Source organism: Nocardia sp. NPDC051756 (genome assembly GCF_040681495.1).
GTDB lineage: Bacteria > Actinomycetota > Actinomycetes > Mycobacteriales > Mycobacteriaceae > Nocardia.
On the sequence record NZ_JBFAYV010000013.1, the window covers coordinates 76867 to 90923 of the forward strand.

The 14057-nt window shown below is 68.8% G+C and carries 14 protein-coding genes; 6 read left to right on the forward strand and 8 right to left on the reverse strand.

Annotated features, from left to right (window positions below; genetic code table 11):
* Positions 1 to 2: 2 nt before the first annotated feature.
* From AB0M22_RS39990 to AB0M22_RS40005, 4 genes are all read right to left on the reverse strand, one after another.
* The gene (locus AB0M22_RS39990; RefSeq protein WP_364738048.1) at positions 3 to 647 is read right to left on the reverse strand and encodes a hypothetical protein; all 645 of its coding nucleotides are present in this window, start codon (positions 645 to 647) and stop codon (positions 3 to 5) included.
* Positions 640 to 1869, reverse strand: coding sequence for a hypothetical protein (locus AB0M22_RS39995; protein ID WP_364738050.1), 1230 nt, complete (start codon positions 1867 to 1869; stop codon positions 640 to 642). Before AB0M22_RS39995 ends, AB0M22_RS39990 begins: the two co-directional genes overlap by 8 nt.
* The gene (locus AB0M22_RS40000; RefSeq protein WP_364738053.1) at positions 1866 to 2192 is read right to left on the reverse strand and encodes a hypothetical protein; all 327 of its coding nucleotides are present in this window, start codon (positions 2190 to 2192) and stop codon (positions 1866 to 1868) included. Before AB0M22_RS40000 ends, AB0M22_RS39995 begins: the two co-directional genes overlap by 4 nt.
* 136 nt (positions 2193 to 2328) lie before the next feature.
* Positions 2329 to 3612, reverse strand: coding sequence for a D-alanyl-D-alanine carboxypeptidase family protein (locus tag AB0M22_RS40005; RefSeq protein ID WP_364738055.1), 1284 nt, complete (start codon positions 3610 to 3612; stop codon positions 2329 to 2331).
* Between the two features lie 122 nt (positions 3613 to 3734).
* Here AB0M22_RS40005 and AB0M22_RS40010 point away from each other — a divergent pair, with 122 nt between their 5' ends.
* Positions 3735 to 5276 carry an MFS transporter gene (locus AB0M22_RS40010; protein WP_364738058.1) on the forward strand — a complete coding sequence of 514 codons (1542 nt, stop codon included), beginning with the start codon at positions 3735 to 3737 and terminating at the stop codon, positions 5274 to 5276.
* On the forward strand, positions 5266 to 5889 hold the full coding sequence (locus AB0M22_RS40015) for a TetR family transcriptional regulator (protein WP_364738060.1): 624 nt from the start codon (positions 5266 to 5268) through the stop codon (positions 5887 to 5889). Before AB0M22_RS40010 ends, AB0M22_RS40015 begins: the two co-directional genes overlap by 11 nt.
* A gap of 22 nt (positions 5890 to 5911) precedes the next feature.
* On the opposite strand, the gene AB0M22_RS40020 is transcribed toward AB0M22_RS40015, so the two are convergent.
* A complete protein-coding gene (locus AB0M22_RS40020) occupies positions 5912 to 6811 on the reverse strand; it encodes a phenylalanine 4-monooxygenase (RefSeq protein WP_364738063.1) in 900 nt (299 codons plus the stop codon).
* Positions 6812 to 7042: 231 nt separating this feature from the next.
* Between AB0M22_RS40020 and AB0M22_RS40025 the strand changes: the two genes are divergently transcribed.
* A complete protein-coding gene (locus AB0M22_RS40025; protein WP_150404267.1) occupies positions 7043 to 7246 on the forward strand; it encodes a type II toxin-antitoxin system VapB family antitoxin in 204 nt (67 codons plus the stop codon).
* A gap of 9 nt (positions 7247 to 7255) precedes the next feature.
* On the opposite strand, the gene AB0M22_RS40030 is transcribed toward AB0M22_RS40025, so the two are convergent.
* The gene (locus tag AB0M22_RS40030; protein ID WP_364738066.1) at positions 7256 to 8776 is read right to left on the reverse strand and encodes an alpha/beta hydrolase; all 1521 of its coding nucleotides are present in this window, start codon (positions 8774 to 8776) and stop codon (positions 7256 to 7258) included.
* A 162-nt stretch (positions 8777 to 8938) separates the two neighbouring features.
* On the opposite strand from AB0M22_RS40030, the gene radC reads away from it, so the two are divergent.
* Entirely contained in the window at positions 8939 to 9619 is a 681-nt protein-coding gene (gene radC, locus AB0M22_RS40035; protein WP_364738069.1) for a DNA repair protein RadC, read from the forward strand.
* A 25-nt stretch (positions 9620 to 9644) separates the two neighbouring features.
* On the opposite strand, the gene AB0M22_RS40040 is transcribed toward radC, so the two are convergent.
* Positions 9645 to 10361: a TetR/AcrR family transcriptional regulator C-terminal domain-containing protein gene (locus tag AB0M22_RS40040; RefSeq protein ID WP_364738072.1), complete on the reverse strand. Its 717-nt coding sequence runs from the start codon at positions 10359 to 10361 to the stop codon at positions 9645 to 9647.
* 94 nt (positions 10362 to 10455) lie between these two features.
* On the opposite strand from AB0M22_RS40040, the gene AB0M22_RS40045 reads away from it, so the two are divergent.
* Entirely contained in the window at positions 10456 to 11154 is a 699-nt protein-coding gene (locus AB0M22_RS40045) for a DUF4386 domain-containing protein (RefSeq protein ID WP_364738075.1), read from the forward strand.
* Between the two features lie 40 nt (positions 11155 to 11194).
* On the opposite strand, the gene AB0M22_RS40050 is transcribed toward AB0M22_RS40045, so the two are convergent.
* Complete coding sequence (locus tag AB0M22_RS40050) at positions 11195 to 12838, reverse strand: alkaline phosphatase D family protein (protein WP_364738077.1); 1644 nt, start codon at positions 12836 to 12838, stop codon at positions 11195 to 11197.
* 167 nt (positions 12839 to 13005) lie between these two features.
* Between AB0M22_RS40050 and AB0M22_RS40055 the strand changes: the two genes are divergently transcribed.
* On the forward strand, positions 13006 to 13806 hold the full coding sequence (locus tag AB0M22_RS40055; protein ID WP_364738079.1) for an LLM class flavin-dependent oxidoreductase: 801 nt from the start codon (positions 13006 to 13008) through the stop codon (positions 13804 to 13806).
* The last annotated feature ends 251 nt before the right edge of the window (positions 13807 to 14057 follow it).

A 14057-nucleotide genomic window follows, 5' to 3' on the forward strand; every position in this document is an offset into this window, starting at 1 on the left:
CCTCACAGGTCGAGCGACGACGAGCGGCCAGGCGGCCGGCTGCTCGGCCGAAAGACAATGGACCGCGCCATATCCACGATCATCTTCCGGAATTCGGGCCCATGATCGACGTAAGCGGTGGACATCTCGACCGCCGCGATCGCGGACCCGTCCGCAGACGGTACGACCGCCTCGAGTTGGTATGTCGCCGTCGCATCATTCAGGTATGGCCGCCCGGGAATCTCCGGCGTCGGCAGCTCGGTTATCCGCTCGGAGAACAACATCGGCCTGCCGTCGACGTCCATGAGTTCGGTCGCGCCGAGGTCGTCGCCGGCCTCGATCCGCGACTCGACCAGGTTGGTCAGCGCCAGTCGCGGGTTGGTCTGCGCGCCATCGGTTTCGTAGACACACACCGTGAGGCACGAGGTGACGACGTCGCCGGCCGACGACGCGTGGCGTCCGATGCCGCAGTATCGCGCGTCCCGCTCGGCCAGTTCGGTGAGCAGCGTGGACGCGGCGGGCAGTACCGCGTGCGCCATCGCGGTCACCGGGGAGGGCGGCATTTCATCGACCAGGTCTCGGACCACGCTGATGCGTTCGTCGATGCCGGAGAGCGGCATTTCCGAATACCCGTCGGGAATCCACATATCCAGGGTCGTGTTACTCATGGTTGCCGAACACGCTCCCTATCTTCTCCAGGCCCAGCCCGGCCTTCGCCGACCGGGAGAACAGTTCGATACCGGCCAGCGCGGTGCCCGGCGCCAACTTGCTCGCGGCACCGAAGTCCTGCAACAGCACGGTGGCCTCGCCGGGCCGGGGAATCCAGTTGAGCGCCTTGGACGAAATCGTGGGTGACTGCGCTCCCTCCGCGAAAGCCCGCACGGCCGGGCCGAATTCGCCGACCTCGCGCAACGCCTGGGCGCCCTTGTATGCCCCGCCGACGCCGGGAATGACGCCGAGCGAGTCGACGACCACCGTGCTGCCGATCTTCTTCAGCGCATCGCTGTTGAAGTCGCCGTGCAGCACATCGCTGAACGCGCTGCGCACCTCCGGATCCAAGGCGTCCGTCGCCAATGCGCCGAGACCGCTCACCAGCGCGATGCCGGCGAAGATCGCGTCGGCGGGCGGCGGCGTCACGAGTGCGAGGAGCCCGGTGACGGCGGATATGCCCGACAGGATGTCGTGGATTTGCTGCCGGTGCTCTTCGATCCACTTCCCGACACCTTGCACCGCGTCGGCGATACGATCCCAGATGCTCTTGTCCGGCGGGCTCGGGGCGAAATCCTTTGCGGCGGCATCCAATTCGGTGGCGGTGCGGCGGGCTGTGCTGTCGTGCTGGGTTTCCAGGTCGCGGGCGCGCTGGAGGATGGAGTCGATTTTTCCTTGCCAGTTGTCGACCGCGGTGCTTGCCGAACGGACTTGGGCGGTGGCGGCATCGAGGCGGGATTGTGCGGCCTGTAGTTCGCTCTGGTCGGTGAACATCACGTTCGCCAGCGCGAGGTCCGGGTTGGCCTTGGCGGTGTGCAGAGTGGCGACGGCTTGGGTGTGTTGGCCTTTGGCGTCGGCGGCCTCGGCCTCCAGCCCCTTGGCGGTTTCCTGGTAACCGACGAGATCGGTGTGCCAGCCGTCGAGCAGGCTGACGGCGCGTTCGAGGGACTTCTGCGCGTAGCCGAGGTCTTGGGCGAGGGTGGCGTCGAAGTTGGCGCGGAACGCGTCGCCCGCGTCGCCCTTCCACACGTTGTCGTTGCTGTTGCGCAGGCGGGTGAGCAGGTCGTTGGTTTCGCGGACCGCGTCGGCCGAGGTGTTGATCTGCCCGCGCAGGCCGGCCACGTCGGTGGGGGCGCCGGGGACCGGGTTGAAACCGAGGTTGGGGTACGGGTTGTCGCTCATGCCTCGGCCTGCGGCTTTCCGTCGATGACACCGGCGACCTGGTCGAGCGCCGCGGCGATGGCGGTGTCGACGTCCCGGTAGGCGTCGTGGCACTTGCTCACGCCCTCCGCGGTGACCTTGGCCGATTCGCCGATCCGCTCGATCCCGAAATGCCAGCGCCGTTGGAAACTGTCGGCCGCGTCGTTGAGCACCTTGGTGCCGATATCGCCGTGACCGTCCTTGGTCATCGCCTGCATCGCGTCGTTGAGCACCTGTTCGGCGCCGCGCAGCGATTGGACGGTCTTGCCGAGCACCTCGATGTCCACGCCGAGAATTCCAGCCAAGTCAACGCACCCCTTCGCCCACAGCGACCGCACCCGGTCGACGGAAATCGCCTACACAAGCCATAGACGCAGCGCCGCGCGAAACGGTTCCCTCGCCGCGAACATTGCACGGTGCGGGGTTCGGGAGGATCCGGTACTACCGCCGCCGGTTCATCCGCCGCGCGCCGAGCAACAGCGCGAGCACCAGGATGACCCCGCCGACGATCCAGACGGTGCGGTTGTCGCCGTGCCCGTCCTCCGCCAGCGGACGCGAGTCCTGCTCCTTGGGCGGCGGGGAGGCAAGGGCCGCACCGGTTTTCGATTGCTTGCGATCGGGCTCGGGGAGTTTCCCGACGGCGGCGCCGCGGGGGAGGGCGAAGCCGTAGTCGAGCAGCCGGGCCGCCTGATCGGACGGGCGCAACGGCCGGACGTCGGCCTTGAGCAGGGTGACCGACAGGCGGCGCCCGTCGCGTTCGGCGGCGGCGACGAAGGTCTGCCTGGCGTCGTCGGTGAAACCGGTCTTGCCGCCGATGGCGCCGTCGTAGTCGTAGAGCAGGTGGTTGTCGTTGCCGATGGGGAAGCCGGGGTGGTCTTTGTCACCCTCGATCTTCGGGTTCGCGGGATAGCCGGGGAAGTCGATCTGTTCGGTGTGGATGAATTCGGCGAACAGCGGAATGGTCATGGCCTCGCGGAACAGCACGGACAGGTCGTAGGCCGAGGTGCTCATGCCCGGCCCGTCCAGGCCGGACGGGCTGGCGGTGCGAGTGTCCAAGGCGCCCAACGACTTCGCGAGTTCGTTCATCTTCGCGACGGTGGCCGCCTCGCCGCCGAGCTGGGTGGCGATGGCGTGCGCCGCGTCGTTGCCGGAGGCCATGATCAGGCCCTGCATGAGCTGGCGGTTGGTGTAGCGGCCGCCGGGGCCGATGCCGACCCGGGTGCCGTCGGCGTTCGCGTCGTCCTCGGTGCCGATGACCGTCTTGTTCAGGTCCAGGGTGCGCAGCGCGATCGTGGCGAGCAGCACCTTGATGGTGCTGGCCGGCCGATAGCGGCCGTGCGGGTCCTTGGCCGCGAGCACCTCACCGGTGTCCAGATCCGACAGCTGCCAGGCGGTCGCCGAAATGTCTTGCGGCGCAGGGGGTGCGCCCTTGGGCAGCACCGCGCCGCACTCGCCGAGCCGGCCCCCGCCGACCGGCGGCGTAGGGATGGGCAGCGCGGTCGGCGTCGGCTCGCCGGGCGCGGGCACCTCGGATTCGTCGATCGGCGCGGGCGGCCGCGTCTTCTGCGGGCAGCCGTCGGTATTGGGGGTGGTGAACGGCGTCGTCGGTGTGCTCGGCGCCGGCGCGGCGAGCGCCGGAACGGCCGTCCCCGCGATCACCGCCAGGGCGGCCAGCGCGGAACCGAGGCGGAGTGTGGCGCGGCGGCGCGAGTCCCGGATCTTCATCGTTCGCGAGCCTAGCGATTTCACGGCGGGTCGGCCGAATGCACGCCGGAGCGGGGTATTGACAGAAGCTACTAAATGAGAGCTACTATCAAAAAGTAGCTTCTATCATTTTCGGAGGGGTCATGAAAACAGACGCGACTCGGCGCTGGCTGGCGCTCGGCGCGCTGGCGCTGGCCATGCTGACCATCGGGCTCGACACCACGGTGCTGACCGTGGCGCTGCCCACGCTCGCCGTCGATCTGCACGCGAATACCGCTGCGCTGCAATGGTTCACCGGCGCGTACACGCTCGCGCTGGCGGCGCTGATGCTGCCCGCGGGTGCGCTCGGCGACCGCTACGGCCGCAAGAAGTTCCTGCTCGGCGCGTTGCTGATCTTCGGCGCGGCATCGCTGGCCTGTGCGTTTGCCACTTCGTCCGGCCAGCTCATCGCCGCGCGGGTGGTGCTCGGCGTCGGGGCCGCGGCGATGATGCCGTTGTCCATGTCGGTGCTGCCGTCGCTGTTCCCCGAGCCCGCGCAACGTCAACGCGCGCTGACCATCTGGGTGACCTCGACGGCGCTCGGTCTGCCGCTGGGCCCGATCCTCGGCGGCTGGCTGCTGCGGAACTTCTGGTGGGGCTCGGTCTTCCTGATCAATGTGCCGATGGTGATCATCGGTGCGCTGGCGGTCTTCGCGCTGGTGCCGGAATCGCGCAGTGCGAACCAACTTCGCGTCGACGTCCCCGGTGTGCTGCTCTCGGCCGCGGGCATGCTCGGTCTCACCTACGGCTTCATCCGGATCGGCGACCTCGGCTGGGGCGATCTGTCGGCCTGGGCCACCGTCGTCGCCGGTGTGCTGCTGCTCGGCGGGTTCGTGCTCTGGCAGCGCAGGTCGGCACATCCGCTGATCGATCTCGGGCTGTTCGAGAACGCCGGATTCCGCTGGGGCACCGGGCTTTCCATCGTGGTCAACTTCGCCATGTTCGGCATGTTCTTCACCGTGCCGCAGTACTTCCAGGCGGTGCTCGGGGTGGACGCGCTGGGCAGCGGTCTGCGGCTGCTGCCGCTGATCGGCGGGCTGATCGTCGGCAGCAGGGTGGGCGACAAGATCCTGCCGAGGCTGGGCACCCGATGGCTGCTCGCGCTCGGCTTCACGATGCTGGCCGGTGCCCTCGGACTGGGCGCGCTGACCAGCGTGGACAGCGGCTACGGCTTCACCGCGCTGTGGACGACCCTGCTCGGTGCCGGCATGGGCCTGGCGATGCCGACGGCGATGGGCCTGGCGATGGGCGAGCTCACCGCGGAGCGTGCGGGTTCGGGTTCGGCGTTGATCCAGGCGCTGCGCCAAGCCGGCGGCACCATCGGCGTCGCGATTCTCGGCACGGTGCTGGCCACCCGGTACCGGTCGGACCTCGGCTCGCTGAACCGCGATCCGATCTCCGACGGGGTGAACGCGGGCGTCGCGACGGCGCACCAGCTCGGCGATTCGGCGGTGCTGCATCAGGTGCAGAGCGCGTTCGTCGGAGGCATGGCCGCGATGCTCTGGGTCTGCGCGGGCCTGTGCGCGCTGGCCGCGGCGGCCGCCGCCGTCATCGTTCGAGCGCGGCGACCCGTCGAGCAGGTGACGGATATCGCCGGTGGCACCGCCCGGTCCGCCGATGCGCCAGAATCGACCTATGTCGGTTGAGCTGTCCGGAGAAGAGCCTGCTGTGCACGGCCTGCGCGAGCGGAAGAAGGAGCGGACCCGCCGGACGATTCGCGAAGAAGCGTTCCGGCTGTTCCGCGAGCAGGGATACAGCGACACCACGGTCGAGCAGATCGCGGACGCCGCCGACGTGTCGCCGAGCACCTTCTTCCGCTACTTCCCGACCAAGGAACAGCTGGTGCTCGCCGACGACATGGACCCGTTGCTGATCGAGGCGGTCCGGGCACAGCCGCTCGACCTCGCGCCGCTGACCGCGTTCCGCAACGCGATCACGGAGGTTTTCGCCAATCTGCCCGCGCAGGCGCTGGCCTTCGAGCAGGAACGACAGGCGCTGGTCTATCACGTGCCCGAGCTGCGTTCGGCCATCGGCCGGGAGATGGAACGCAACATCGAGATGGTCGCCACCATGATGGCCGAACGAATCGGCGGCGCCGCCCGCGATTTCGATATCCGGGTACTCGCCGGCGCGTTGACCGGCGCGGGTCTGGCCGTCGCGCGAATCACGCCGATGAATCCCGAAAACATCGGCCGGATGCTGGACCTGCTGGAAGCCGGGTTGCCGCTCGGCCGGGAACGGGCCGGCGAGCCGGACTGACCGTCCTGCTCGCCGGCGAAAGCTACTGCGCCCCGGCCGCACTCGAATGCCGCAGCCGGTCCGGCGTCTCGTCGTCCATGGCGGCGAAGAAGCCGCCGACCACGTCCTCGATCTCCGCGACCGACTCGGCGCAGTACAGGATCGGCTGGTAGTGGGTGATGTCGTAGACCGCGGTGCCCATCGCGGCGACGTCGAGCGGGCGCAGATCGGCCGTGCGGAACTCCTCGATCTCACCGTAGGAGGACAGCAATCCCGCACCGTAACAACGGGCTTCGCCCGCCTCCCGGACCACGCCGAACTCCATCGAGAACCAGAAGACATTCGCGAGGAACTTCAGCGCCGGTTCGGTCTCCAGCCGGCCGACCGCCGCGCCGACCGCCTCGTAGATGGCGGCGAAGCGGGGGCTGGCGATCTGGTTGGCATGGCCGATGATCTCGTGGATGGCATCCGGCTCGGGGGTGTAGAGCGGCGCCGAGTGATGCCGAATGTACTGGGTGGAGTGGAAAGTACGGTCGGCGAACGAGCCGAAGAACTGGCGCAGCGGCACCAGCCCGGCGGCCGGGGCGTAGCGGAATCCGCTCAGCGGGACCAGCGCCGCCGACACCTCGTTCAACTGCGGAATATGGTCCTCGGGCAGGGCGAGCCGGGTCGCGGCCTCCAGCACCTCGGCGCAGGCGTAGGTCTGGTGCTTGCGCGCCAGCTCGGCCGAGGCGATCCGCCAGACCTGCTGCTCCTCGGCGGTGTAGTCGATCTGCGGGACGGGTTTGCCCGGTGCGTAATCGAGCGCGAGCGCGGCGATGGCATTGCGACGGGCCCGGTAGTCCGCGTCGTGCACGCCGGGGTGCTCGTCGCTGAGGTGGACGGTCACATCGCCGTCGCCGGACCGGGTCACCGGTGAGTACAGCTGCGCTTCGGTGAACATACGTCGATGCAAGCACCGCTCGAGCCTGTCGACAACAAAAGCCCTCGCAGCTTGGCAAACTGTCTAGCTGACCGTCCTTTGCTGTGCAATTACCGGCATCCGACGACGGATTCCGGCGACGAGCTGACCAGCGCCCGCCGACCGCTGCCGTGAATTCGCCGACTCTGTCCCGATTTGCCGGACATGAGCGAGCGCGATGGCGCAAAATGGCGAATGTACTTAGGAGGACGCATGAAATCCGTGCGGATCGATCTCGACCAGAAGTTGCTCGCCGCCGCGGCCGCCGTGATGGGCACCTCGACGAGCAATGCCACGATCAACGAGGCACTGCGCCGGATCGTCGTGCACGAGCGTCAGCTGCGCCATCTCGAAAAGCTGGCCGCCAACTCGTTGTTCGCGTTACCCGCGCCGGAGGTCGTAGTCGTCGACGGGTAGCTCAGCGGCTCACGACTTCGCGCACCGCAGGCCGTCGGCCGGCGGGGTCAGATCGATCAGATACTTCAGCACGGGTTCGTCGACGCAGGCGATGCCCTCGAACGCCGCGCCGTGCTGGGTGCCCTCGTAGGTGATCAACGCCGCGCCAAGGGTTTTGGCGAGGGTGACGCCACCGGGATACGGCGTCGCCGGATCCCCGGTCGCCGCCACGATCACGATCTTCGGCAGTCCGGTCACCTTGGGCACGTGCGGTTGCGCGGTCGGCGGGACCGGCCAGAACGCGCAGGCATCCAGCGGGGCCTTGGTGTCTGCGTCGCCGACACCGTCGTCGAAAGCCGGTGCGGCGGTACGGGATCGGCGGACGATATCGGCCGCCACCGCCCGGTCGGTCACCCGGATCTCCTCTAGGCAGAGCACCGCGCGGTGCACGTCGTCGGAGGAGGCGTCCTGGTAGGCGCCCGCGTCGCCGAGCAGCGCTTCGCTGCGGCCCTTGGCCAGGTCGGTCAGACCCTTGGTCAGGTCCGGCCAGGACGAGGGATGGTAGAGCGAGGCGATGGTCGCGGTGGTGACGGTGCCGTAGTCGAGCCCGTGAACCGGGCGCTGGATCAGCGGGTTGACCAGCGCGCGGTAGTTCTCGTTCGCCTTCTTCGGATCGGTGCCGAGCGGGCAGTCCGGCGCTTTCGCGCAGTCGGCGGCGTAGGCGTCGAAGGCCTGCTGGAAACCGGCGGCGGTGATCACCTCGTCGCCGATGTTCGTGGTCGGGTCGACCGGCGCGTCTAGGACCATCGCGCGCACCCGCTCCGGAAACAGCTCGGCATAGGTCGAGCCGAGGCGGGTGCCGTAGGACCCGCCGAAGTAGGTCAGCTTCTGCTCACCGAGCACGGCCCGGACCACGTCCATGTCGCGGGCGACGTCGACCGTGCCGACGTGCCCGAGCAGCGTCAGCCCGGTGCGGCGCGCGCACGAGTTGGCGTAGTCCTCGTTCTCCTCCTCGATCTGGTCGATCTCGGCGAGCGGGTCGGTCCGGCCGAGCACCCGCTGACCTGTCGCGTACTCGGCGGCCGAGCGGCAGCTGACCCGCGGGGTCGAGGCGCCGAGCCCGCGCACGTCCATCCCGATCACGTCCAGATGCTCGGTCACCGGCGACTTCGCCAGCGCCCGTGGCAAACTCAGCCCCGGCGCGCCGGGGCCGCCGGGGTTGGTCAGCATCGACGCGACCCTGGTGCCGGTGGCGCGCAGCCGGGAGATGGCGATCCGGGCGGTGTCGCCGTCGGGTCTCGCGTAGTCGATCGGCACCGTCACCCGCGCGCATTCGATGCCGGCCGCGCCGAGCTCCTCACCGCCCGGATAGTCCGAGCACGCACCCCAGGCCAGGGTTTGCTGGTAGTAGCGATCGAGGGTCGGGACCGGCGGCGCCACGGCGTCCTTGTCGCTGGTGCACGCCGTCATCAGCAGCGTGACCGCGGCGAACACCGCGGGTAGCAGAGCGACGCGCCTGGGTGCCGCGGTTGCCTTGCGCGGTTTGAACATTCAGCTGCCCCTGTACTCGATCGACGCTCTCAGTGTGCCCGACCCGCGCCGATTCGCAATCGGCAGGATCGGACAACTCGGGCGGCCCCGCGGCCGCGGGCAACATGTCGGTAGGGCCTGGCACACTCCGTGACACTGTCGCCGTGACCAAGGGGTGGAACGATGCCGGTTTCGCTGATCGATGTACCCGTCGAGCAACGGCCGCGCGAGCGGCTGCTCGCGCTCGGTCCGCAAGCGCTCAGCGATGTCGAATTGCTGGCCTTGCTGTTACGGCACGGCAGGCCCGGCGCCAGCGCGCTCGACCTCGCGGTGGAGCTACTCGTCGAACACGGCGGGCTGGCCGGATTGGCGGCGGCCCGGCCCGAGGAGCTGTCCCGCCGGTCCGGCGTCGGGGTGGCGAAGGCGGCGGCGCTGATCGCCGCGTTCCACCTCGGTTCCCGGGCCCGCGGCGACACCGGCACCCCTGTGCGCCTCGGCGCCGCGTCGGATGTCGCCGCCGCGGCCAGGCCGCTGTTCACCGGCGCCCGGGTCGAGCGGCTGCTGGTGCTGGTGTGCGACGCGCAGAATCAGTTGCGGCGCAAGGTGTTCGTCGCCGAGGGCGCGGTCGATCAGGTCGCGGTCCCGATCCGCGAAATCCTGAATACCGTGCTGCGCAACGACGGTCGCGCGTTCGCCGTCGTGCACAACCACCCCTCCGGCGATCCGACTCCGAGCCTGGACGACCGCCGCGCCACCACCCTGCTCGCCGAGGCCGCCCGCACCGTCGGCCTGCGCTTCCTCGACCACGTGGTGATCGCGGGCGAGGCCTGGTCCAGCGCACCGGCCAGCACCAGCCACTATTGACCCGGCGCGGTCCTCGGCGGCGGCGTCAGTGTTCGGCGGCGGCCGCCGGGGCGTGCGCGGGAGCGGTGGAACTCCACCCCTGTCGCCACAGTCGTTCGATGCCGTCGAGGAGCAGGTCGAGCGAGAATTCGAACTCGAATTGATCGTCGCAACCCGATCCGACGACGGAGTGCTCGTCGTGCACGGCCCTGGTCGCGATCTCCACGATGTGCGGGTACCTGGCCGACATGTCGTGCGGCGCAGCCGATTGCGGGTCCGGGCCCGGCGAGCTGTCGAACAGCTCCTGGGTGAAGCCGAGCATGCGGCTGCCGAGTGCGTGCATCACATGGTGGGTGAGGTCGACCGACAGCCCGCCGACGCGGAACATCCCGATCATCGAATCCGCGTAGGCCAGCACGGCCGGTGTGGGGAGCGGACGGGATTCGATCACCCGGGCGGCCCACGCATGCCGCTGGAGCGTTCGCCGCGCCGCCAGGATGCGCCGCCGGACCGCGGGCTTCCAGTCGAGGCCGGCGTCGGGCGGCTCGATCTCGGCGACGAGCACATCGACCATGCCGTCGAGCAACTCGTCCTTGTTCGCGACGTGCTTGTAGAGCGCCATCGGCACGACGCCGAGCCGCTGGGCCAGGTTGCGCATGCTGAGCGAGTCGAGGCCGGCGTCGTCGGCCAGCGCGATCGCGGCGCGCAGCACCCGATCCCGGTTCAGCGGGGTGCGGGGCGCGGTGTTGTCCCGGTTGGCCATTGATCCCTCCCTCTTGACGGGTGTACAGCGTACGCCCTAGGGTTCCCGGCACATGAGGTGTACGTCGTACACCTCAGTGCGATGAGGAGACATCATGAACTCGATGCGAACGACTGCGGTGGTCGCGGGCGTGCTCTTCCTGGTGACGGAGGTCGCCGCGATGGTGGGCCTCGCGCTGTATCGGCCGGTGTTGCGCGACGCCGACTACATCGTCGGCGCGGGGTCCGATGGCCGGGTGCTGACCGGCGGGCTCTTCGAGTTGGTTCTCGTTGTCGCCGTTATCGGTACGGCGACCACGCTGTATCCGGTGCTGGAACGGCACGGCAAGAGCCTGGCGCTCGGCTATCTCTGCGGCCGGTTGCTCGAGGGCGCGGTCATCGCGGTCGGCATTGTCAGTGTTCTGTCGGTCGTCACGTTGCGTGGCGACCGGGCGGGCCTAGCGGATCCGGCACTGATTGCGGTCGGGAGATCACTTGTCGCTGTGCATGATTGGACGTTTCTGCTCGGACCGAACTTCATCCTCGGCGGGAACAGTCTGTTGCTGGCCGTGCTGATGTACCGGTCCCGGCTGGTGCCCAGGTCGATCGCGGTTCTCGGGTTGATCGGCGGCCCGATTATTTGTGTGTCGGCGACCGCCGTGCTGTTCGGTGTCTATGACCAACTTTCGGCGTGGGGGTCCGTCGCCGCGCTGCCGGTGTTCGCTTGGGAGGTCAGCCTTGCGGTGTATTTGGTCGTCAAAGGGTTCAGGCAGTCCGCCGACCGTGGGTTGGCGGCGGAGCCGGTGCTGTCTTGAGACGTAATGGCGTTGGCTGTCTTCGGCTTTCGAAGGTCGGCTAGCGCGGGCCGCTGTCGGCCGGACCGGCGGTGGCGCTCGGGTCTGCTGGTTTGTCGGGTTGGGTGACCGGCGTGGTGCCCGGGATTCCTTCCTGGACAACGAAACTGGCTCGGGTGTGGATGGGGGCGCCGGGGCGGCGGATGTAGGGGACGACGCGGAAGTCGTTGCGCATCAAAGTGTGGTCTAGTTCGACGCGGACGTAGCCGCGTTGGGCGTTGAAGAATTTGAGGTCGGGGTTGGCGGCGAGCAGATTGCGGCCGGACGCGGTGGTGTCGGCGCCGTCGCCCGCGCTGGAGATCGAGGTGCCGATGAATTCCGCTGCCACGACTGGTGACTCGGGGTCGGCGAAGTCGCGGCGCAGGTCGCCGGCGAGGTTCTGGTGGCGGTCGCCGGTGATCACGACGAGGTTGGGCACGTCGCGGTCGGCGGCCGCGCCGAGCACGGCGTTGCGGTCGGCGACGTAGCCGTCCCAGGAGTCGGTGCCGACGGCGAGGACCGGGCCCGCGTCCTGGTCGGACTGGCCCATCGACACCTGGTTGCCGACGATCTGCCAGCGGGCGGGGGAGTTGGCGAAGCCGTCGATCAGCCAATCGCGTTGTCTTGCACCCAATATCGTGCGAGCGGGATCGAGCCGGGCGGTGCAGTCGATGACCGTGTTGCCGTCGCCGCAGGCCTGCTTGTCGCGGTACTGCCTGGTGTCGAGCATGGTGATCTCGGCCAGGTCGCCGAAGGCGTAGCGGCGGTGCAGGTGAATGCTCGGCCCGGACGGCAGTTGCGCGATGCGCAGCGGCTGGTGTTCGTACATCGCCTGGAAGGCGGCGGCTTTGCGGCGGCGGAAGAGCGCGGGAATGCGGTAGATGTCGAATCCGAGCCCGGGGGAGTCGCCCGCCCAGTTGTTGTCGATCTCGTGATCGTCCATGGTGACCAGCCAGGGAAAGGCGGCGTGCGCGTCCTGCAGCGGCCGTTCGGCCTTGGCCTGTGCGTAGCGAAGCCGATAGCCGGCGAGGTCGACGGCTTCGGCATGGAACTGGGGCTCCTCCACCACGCCCGCGCGGCCTTGCGTCCAGCTGCGTTCGTAGATGTAGTCCCCGAGGTGCACGACGAGATCGAGGTCCTCGGCGCTCATGTGCTGGTAGGCGGTGTAGTAGCCGGAACTCCACGATTGACAGGAGGCGAACGCGAACCGCATTCGCGCGGTGGGCTGTCCGGGTAGCGGAGCCGTGTGCGTCCGGCCGACCGGCGACAGAACCGATCCGGCCCGGAATCGATAGAAATACCAGCGATCCGGGTCCAGCCCGCTGACCTCCGGGTGCACGCTGTGCGCCAGTTCCCGCGTCGCGACCGCCGACCCGCGGGTCACCACCTGTCGGAAGTTCTCGTCATGTGCGACTTCGTATTCCACGGTAACCGGGCGTAATGGCATGCCGCCGAAGCCATCCGGCGCGAACGGGTCCGGTGCCAGCCGCGTCCACAGCACCACCCCGTCCGCGGTCGGGTCGCCGGACGCGACCCCGAGGCTGAACGGATCGTCGGACCAGCGCGGCACCCGGAACTGCCCGCTGCTCGCCGTGGCCGCCCCCGCCAGCACGGCAGCGGAACCGGCGCCACCGAATCTCAGCAATTGCCGACGAGACAGACCCATACGTCAGGGTATATCGGCAGGCGATCCGGAACCGGCGGTCTGCGCGTGCGCCTCCGCGGTGAGCGTTTGCGACATCAGCGTGAGCGAACAGGAGATTGGAACGCTCGCAATCGGGCCGTAGCGTTGCTGTCGAGCAGCCGATAGCGAGTGATTGGACCGAAATGACCATGGAGATAGGCGTTATCCTGCCGACCTCGACCCCCGATCCCGCGCAGCCGATCCTGGGCGATGTGCGGGCCAGCGCCCGATTCGCCGAAGAGCTCGGGCTCGATTCGATCTGGTCCACCGATCACCTGATCGCGAGCGCGCCGATGCTGGACAGCACCGTCACGCTGGCCACCGCCGCCGCGGTGACCGACCGGATCGGCATCGGCTACAACGTGTTATTGCTGGCCCTGCGTCCGGTCGCCTGGGCGGCGAAGCAGATCAGCACGCTGCAAACCCTGTCCGGGAATCGGCTCATCGTCGGGGTCGGGACCGGGAATCCGGCGCACGGCGACATCGGATGGCGCGCGGCCGGTGCCTCGTTCGAGGGTCGGGGTCGGCGCACCGACGAGGCATTGCGGGTGCTGCCCGGTCTCGTCACCGGACAGCCGACCACGCTGCCGGACGGACTCGCGGTGACGCTCGCTCCTGGTTCGGCGATGCCGCCGATGCTGGTCGGGGGCAACAGCACTCGTGCTCGGCGTCGGGCGGCCACCTATGCCGACGGATGGATCACCATCCAGGCCGATCCGGAGCAGCTGGCCAAGGACATCGCGGAACTTCAAGAGTTCGCCGCGCAGCGTGAACGTGCGCCGCTCTCGGTCACGGTTCTGGCGGTCGGTTTGTCGTCGGACGTCGGCGAGGCTGCCGCGCAGGTGTCCGCTTATGCGGCACAAGGTGTTTCGCGGGTTGTTACCCTGCCGACGGGCGTCGACTGGCAGCGTGGTTACGAGTTCGCCGCGAAAGTTCGCGCGGCGCTGTAGATCCGCGTCCGGCGGGACATGGCTGAGGCAATTCGCGAGGAGTGGCACGGTCATGTCCCGTTGAGGGCGAAACAGTTCCGGGCTGAGGCCGTGCCGATCGAGGTGCACGGGATGCTGCGGTTGGCGACGCGCTCGCCAGGGCGCTGCGGGTGTGTGGGAGATGCGCTCGCGAGGGCGCTGCGGGTGTTCCCCGAAGCGGCGTGATCGCCGACATCGACGGGCGTGGGATCGGTTCCGTCGAGCCGATCCTG

Bases quoted from the DNA above. Each gene is read 5' to 3' on its own strand.
- AB0M22_RS40030 (WP_364738066.1), bottom strand. From the start codon at position 8,776: ATGTTCAAACCGCGCAAGGCAACCGCGGCACCCAGGCGCGTCGCTCTG.
- radC (WP_364738069.1), top strand. From the start codon at position 8,939: ATGCCGGTTTCGCTGATCGATGTACCCGTCGAGCAACGGCCGCGCGAG.
- AB0M22_RS40005 (WP_364738055.1), bottom strand. From the start codon at position 3,612: ATGAAGATCCGGGACTCGCGCCGCCGCGCCACACTCCGCCTCGGTTCC.
- AB0M22_RS39990 (WP_364738048.1), bottom strand. From the start codon at position 647: ATGAGTAACACGACCCTGGATATGTGGATTCCCGACGGGTATTCGGAA.
- AB0M22_RS40040 (WP_364738072.1), bottom strand. From the start codon at position 10,361: ATGGCCAACCGGGACAACACCGCGCCCCGCACCCCGCTGAACCGGGAT.
- AB0M22_RS40045 (WP_364738075.1), top strand. From the start codon at position 10,456: ATGAACTCGATGCGAACGACTGCGGTGGTCGCGGGCGTGCTCTTCCTG.
- AB0M22_RS40025 (WP_150404267.1), top strand. From the start codon at position 7,043: ATGAAATCCGTGCGGATCGATCTCGACCAGAAGTTGCTCGCCGCCGCG.
- AB0M22_RS40015 (WP_364738060.1), top strand. From the start codon at position 5,266: ATGTCGGTTGAGCTGTCCGGAGAAGAGCCTGCTGTGCACGGCCTGCGC.
- AB0M22_RS39995 (WP_364738050.1), bottom strand. From the start codon at position 1,869: ATGAGCGACAACCCGTACCCCAACCTCGGTTTCAACCCGGTCCCCGGC.
- AB0M22_RS40010 (WP_364738058.1), top strand. From the start codon at position 3,735: ATGAAAACAGACGCGACTCGGCGCTGGCTGGCGCTCGGCGCGCTGGCG.
- AB0M22_RS40055 (WP_364738079.1), top strand. From the start codon at position 13,006: ATGGAGATAGGCGTTATCCTGCCGACCTCGACCCCCGATCCCGCGCAG.
- AB0M22_RS40020 (WP_364738063.1), bottom strand. From the start codon at position 6,811: ATGTTCACCGAAGCGCAGCTGTACTCACCGGTGACCCGGTCCGGCGAC.
- AB0M22_RS40050 (WP_364738077.1), bottom strand. From the start codon at position 12,838: ATGGGTCTGTCTCGTCGGCAATTGCTGAGATTCGGTGGCGCCGGTTCC.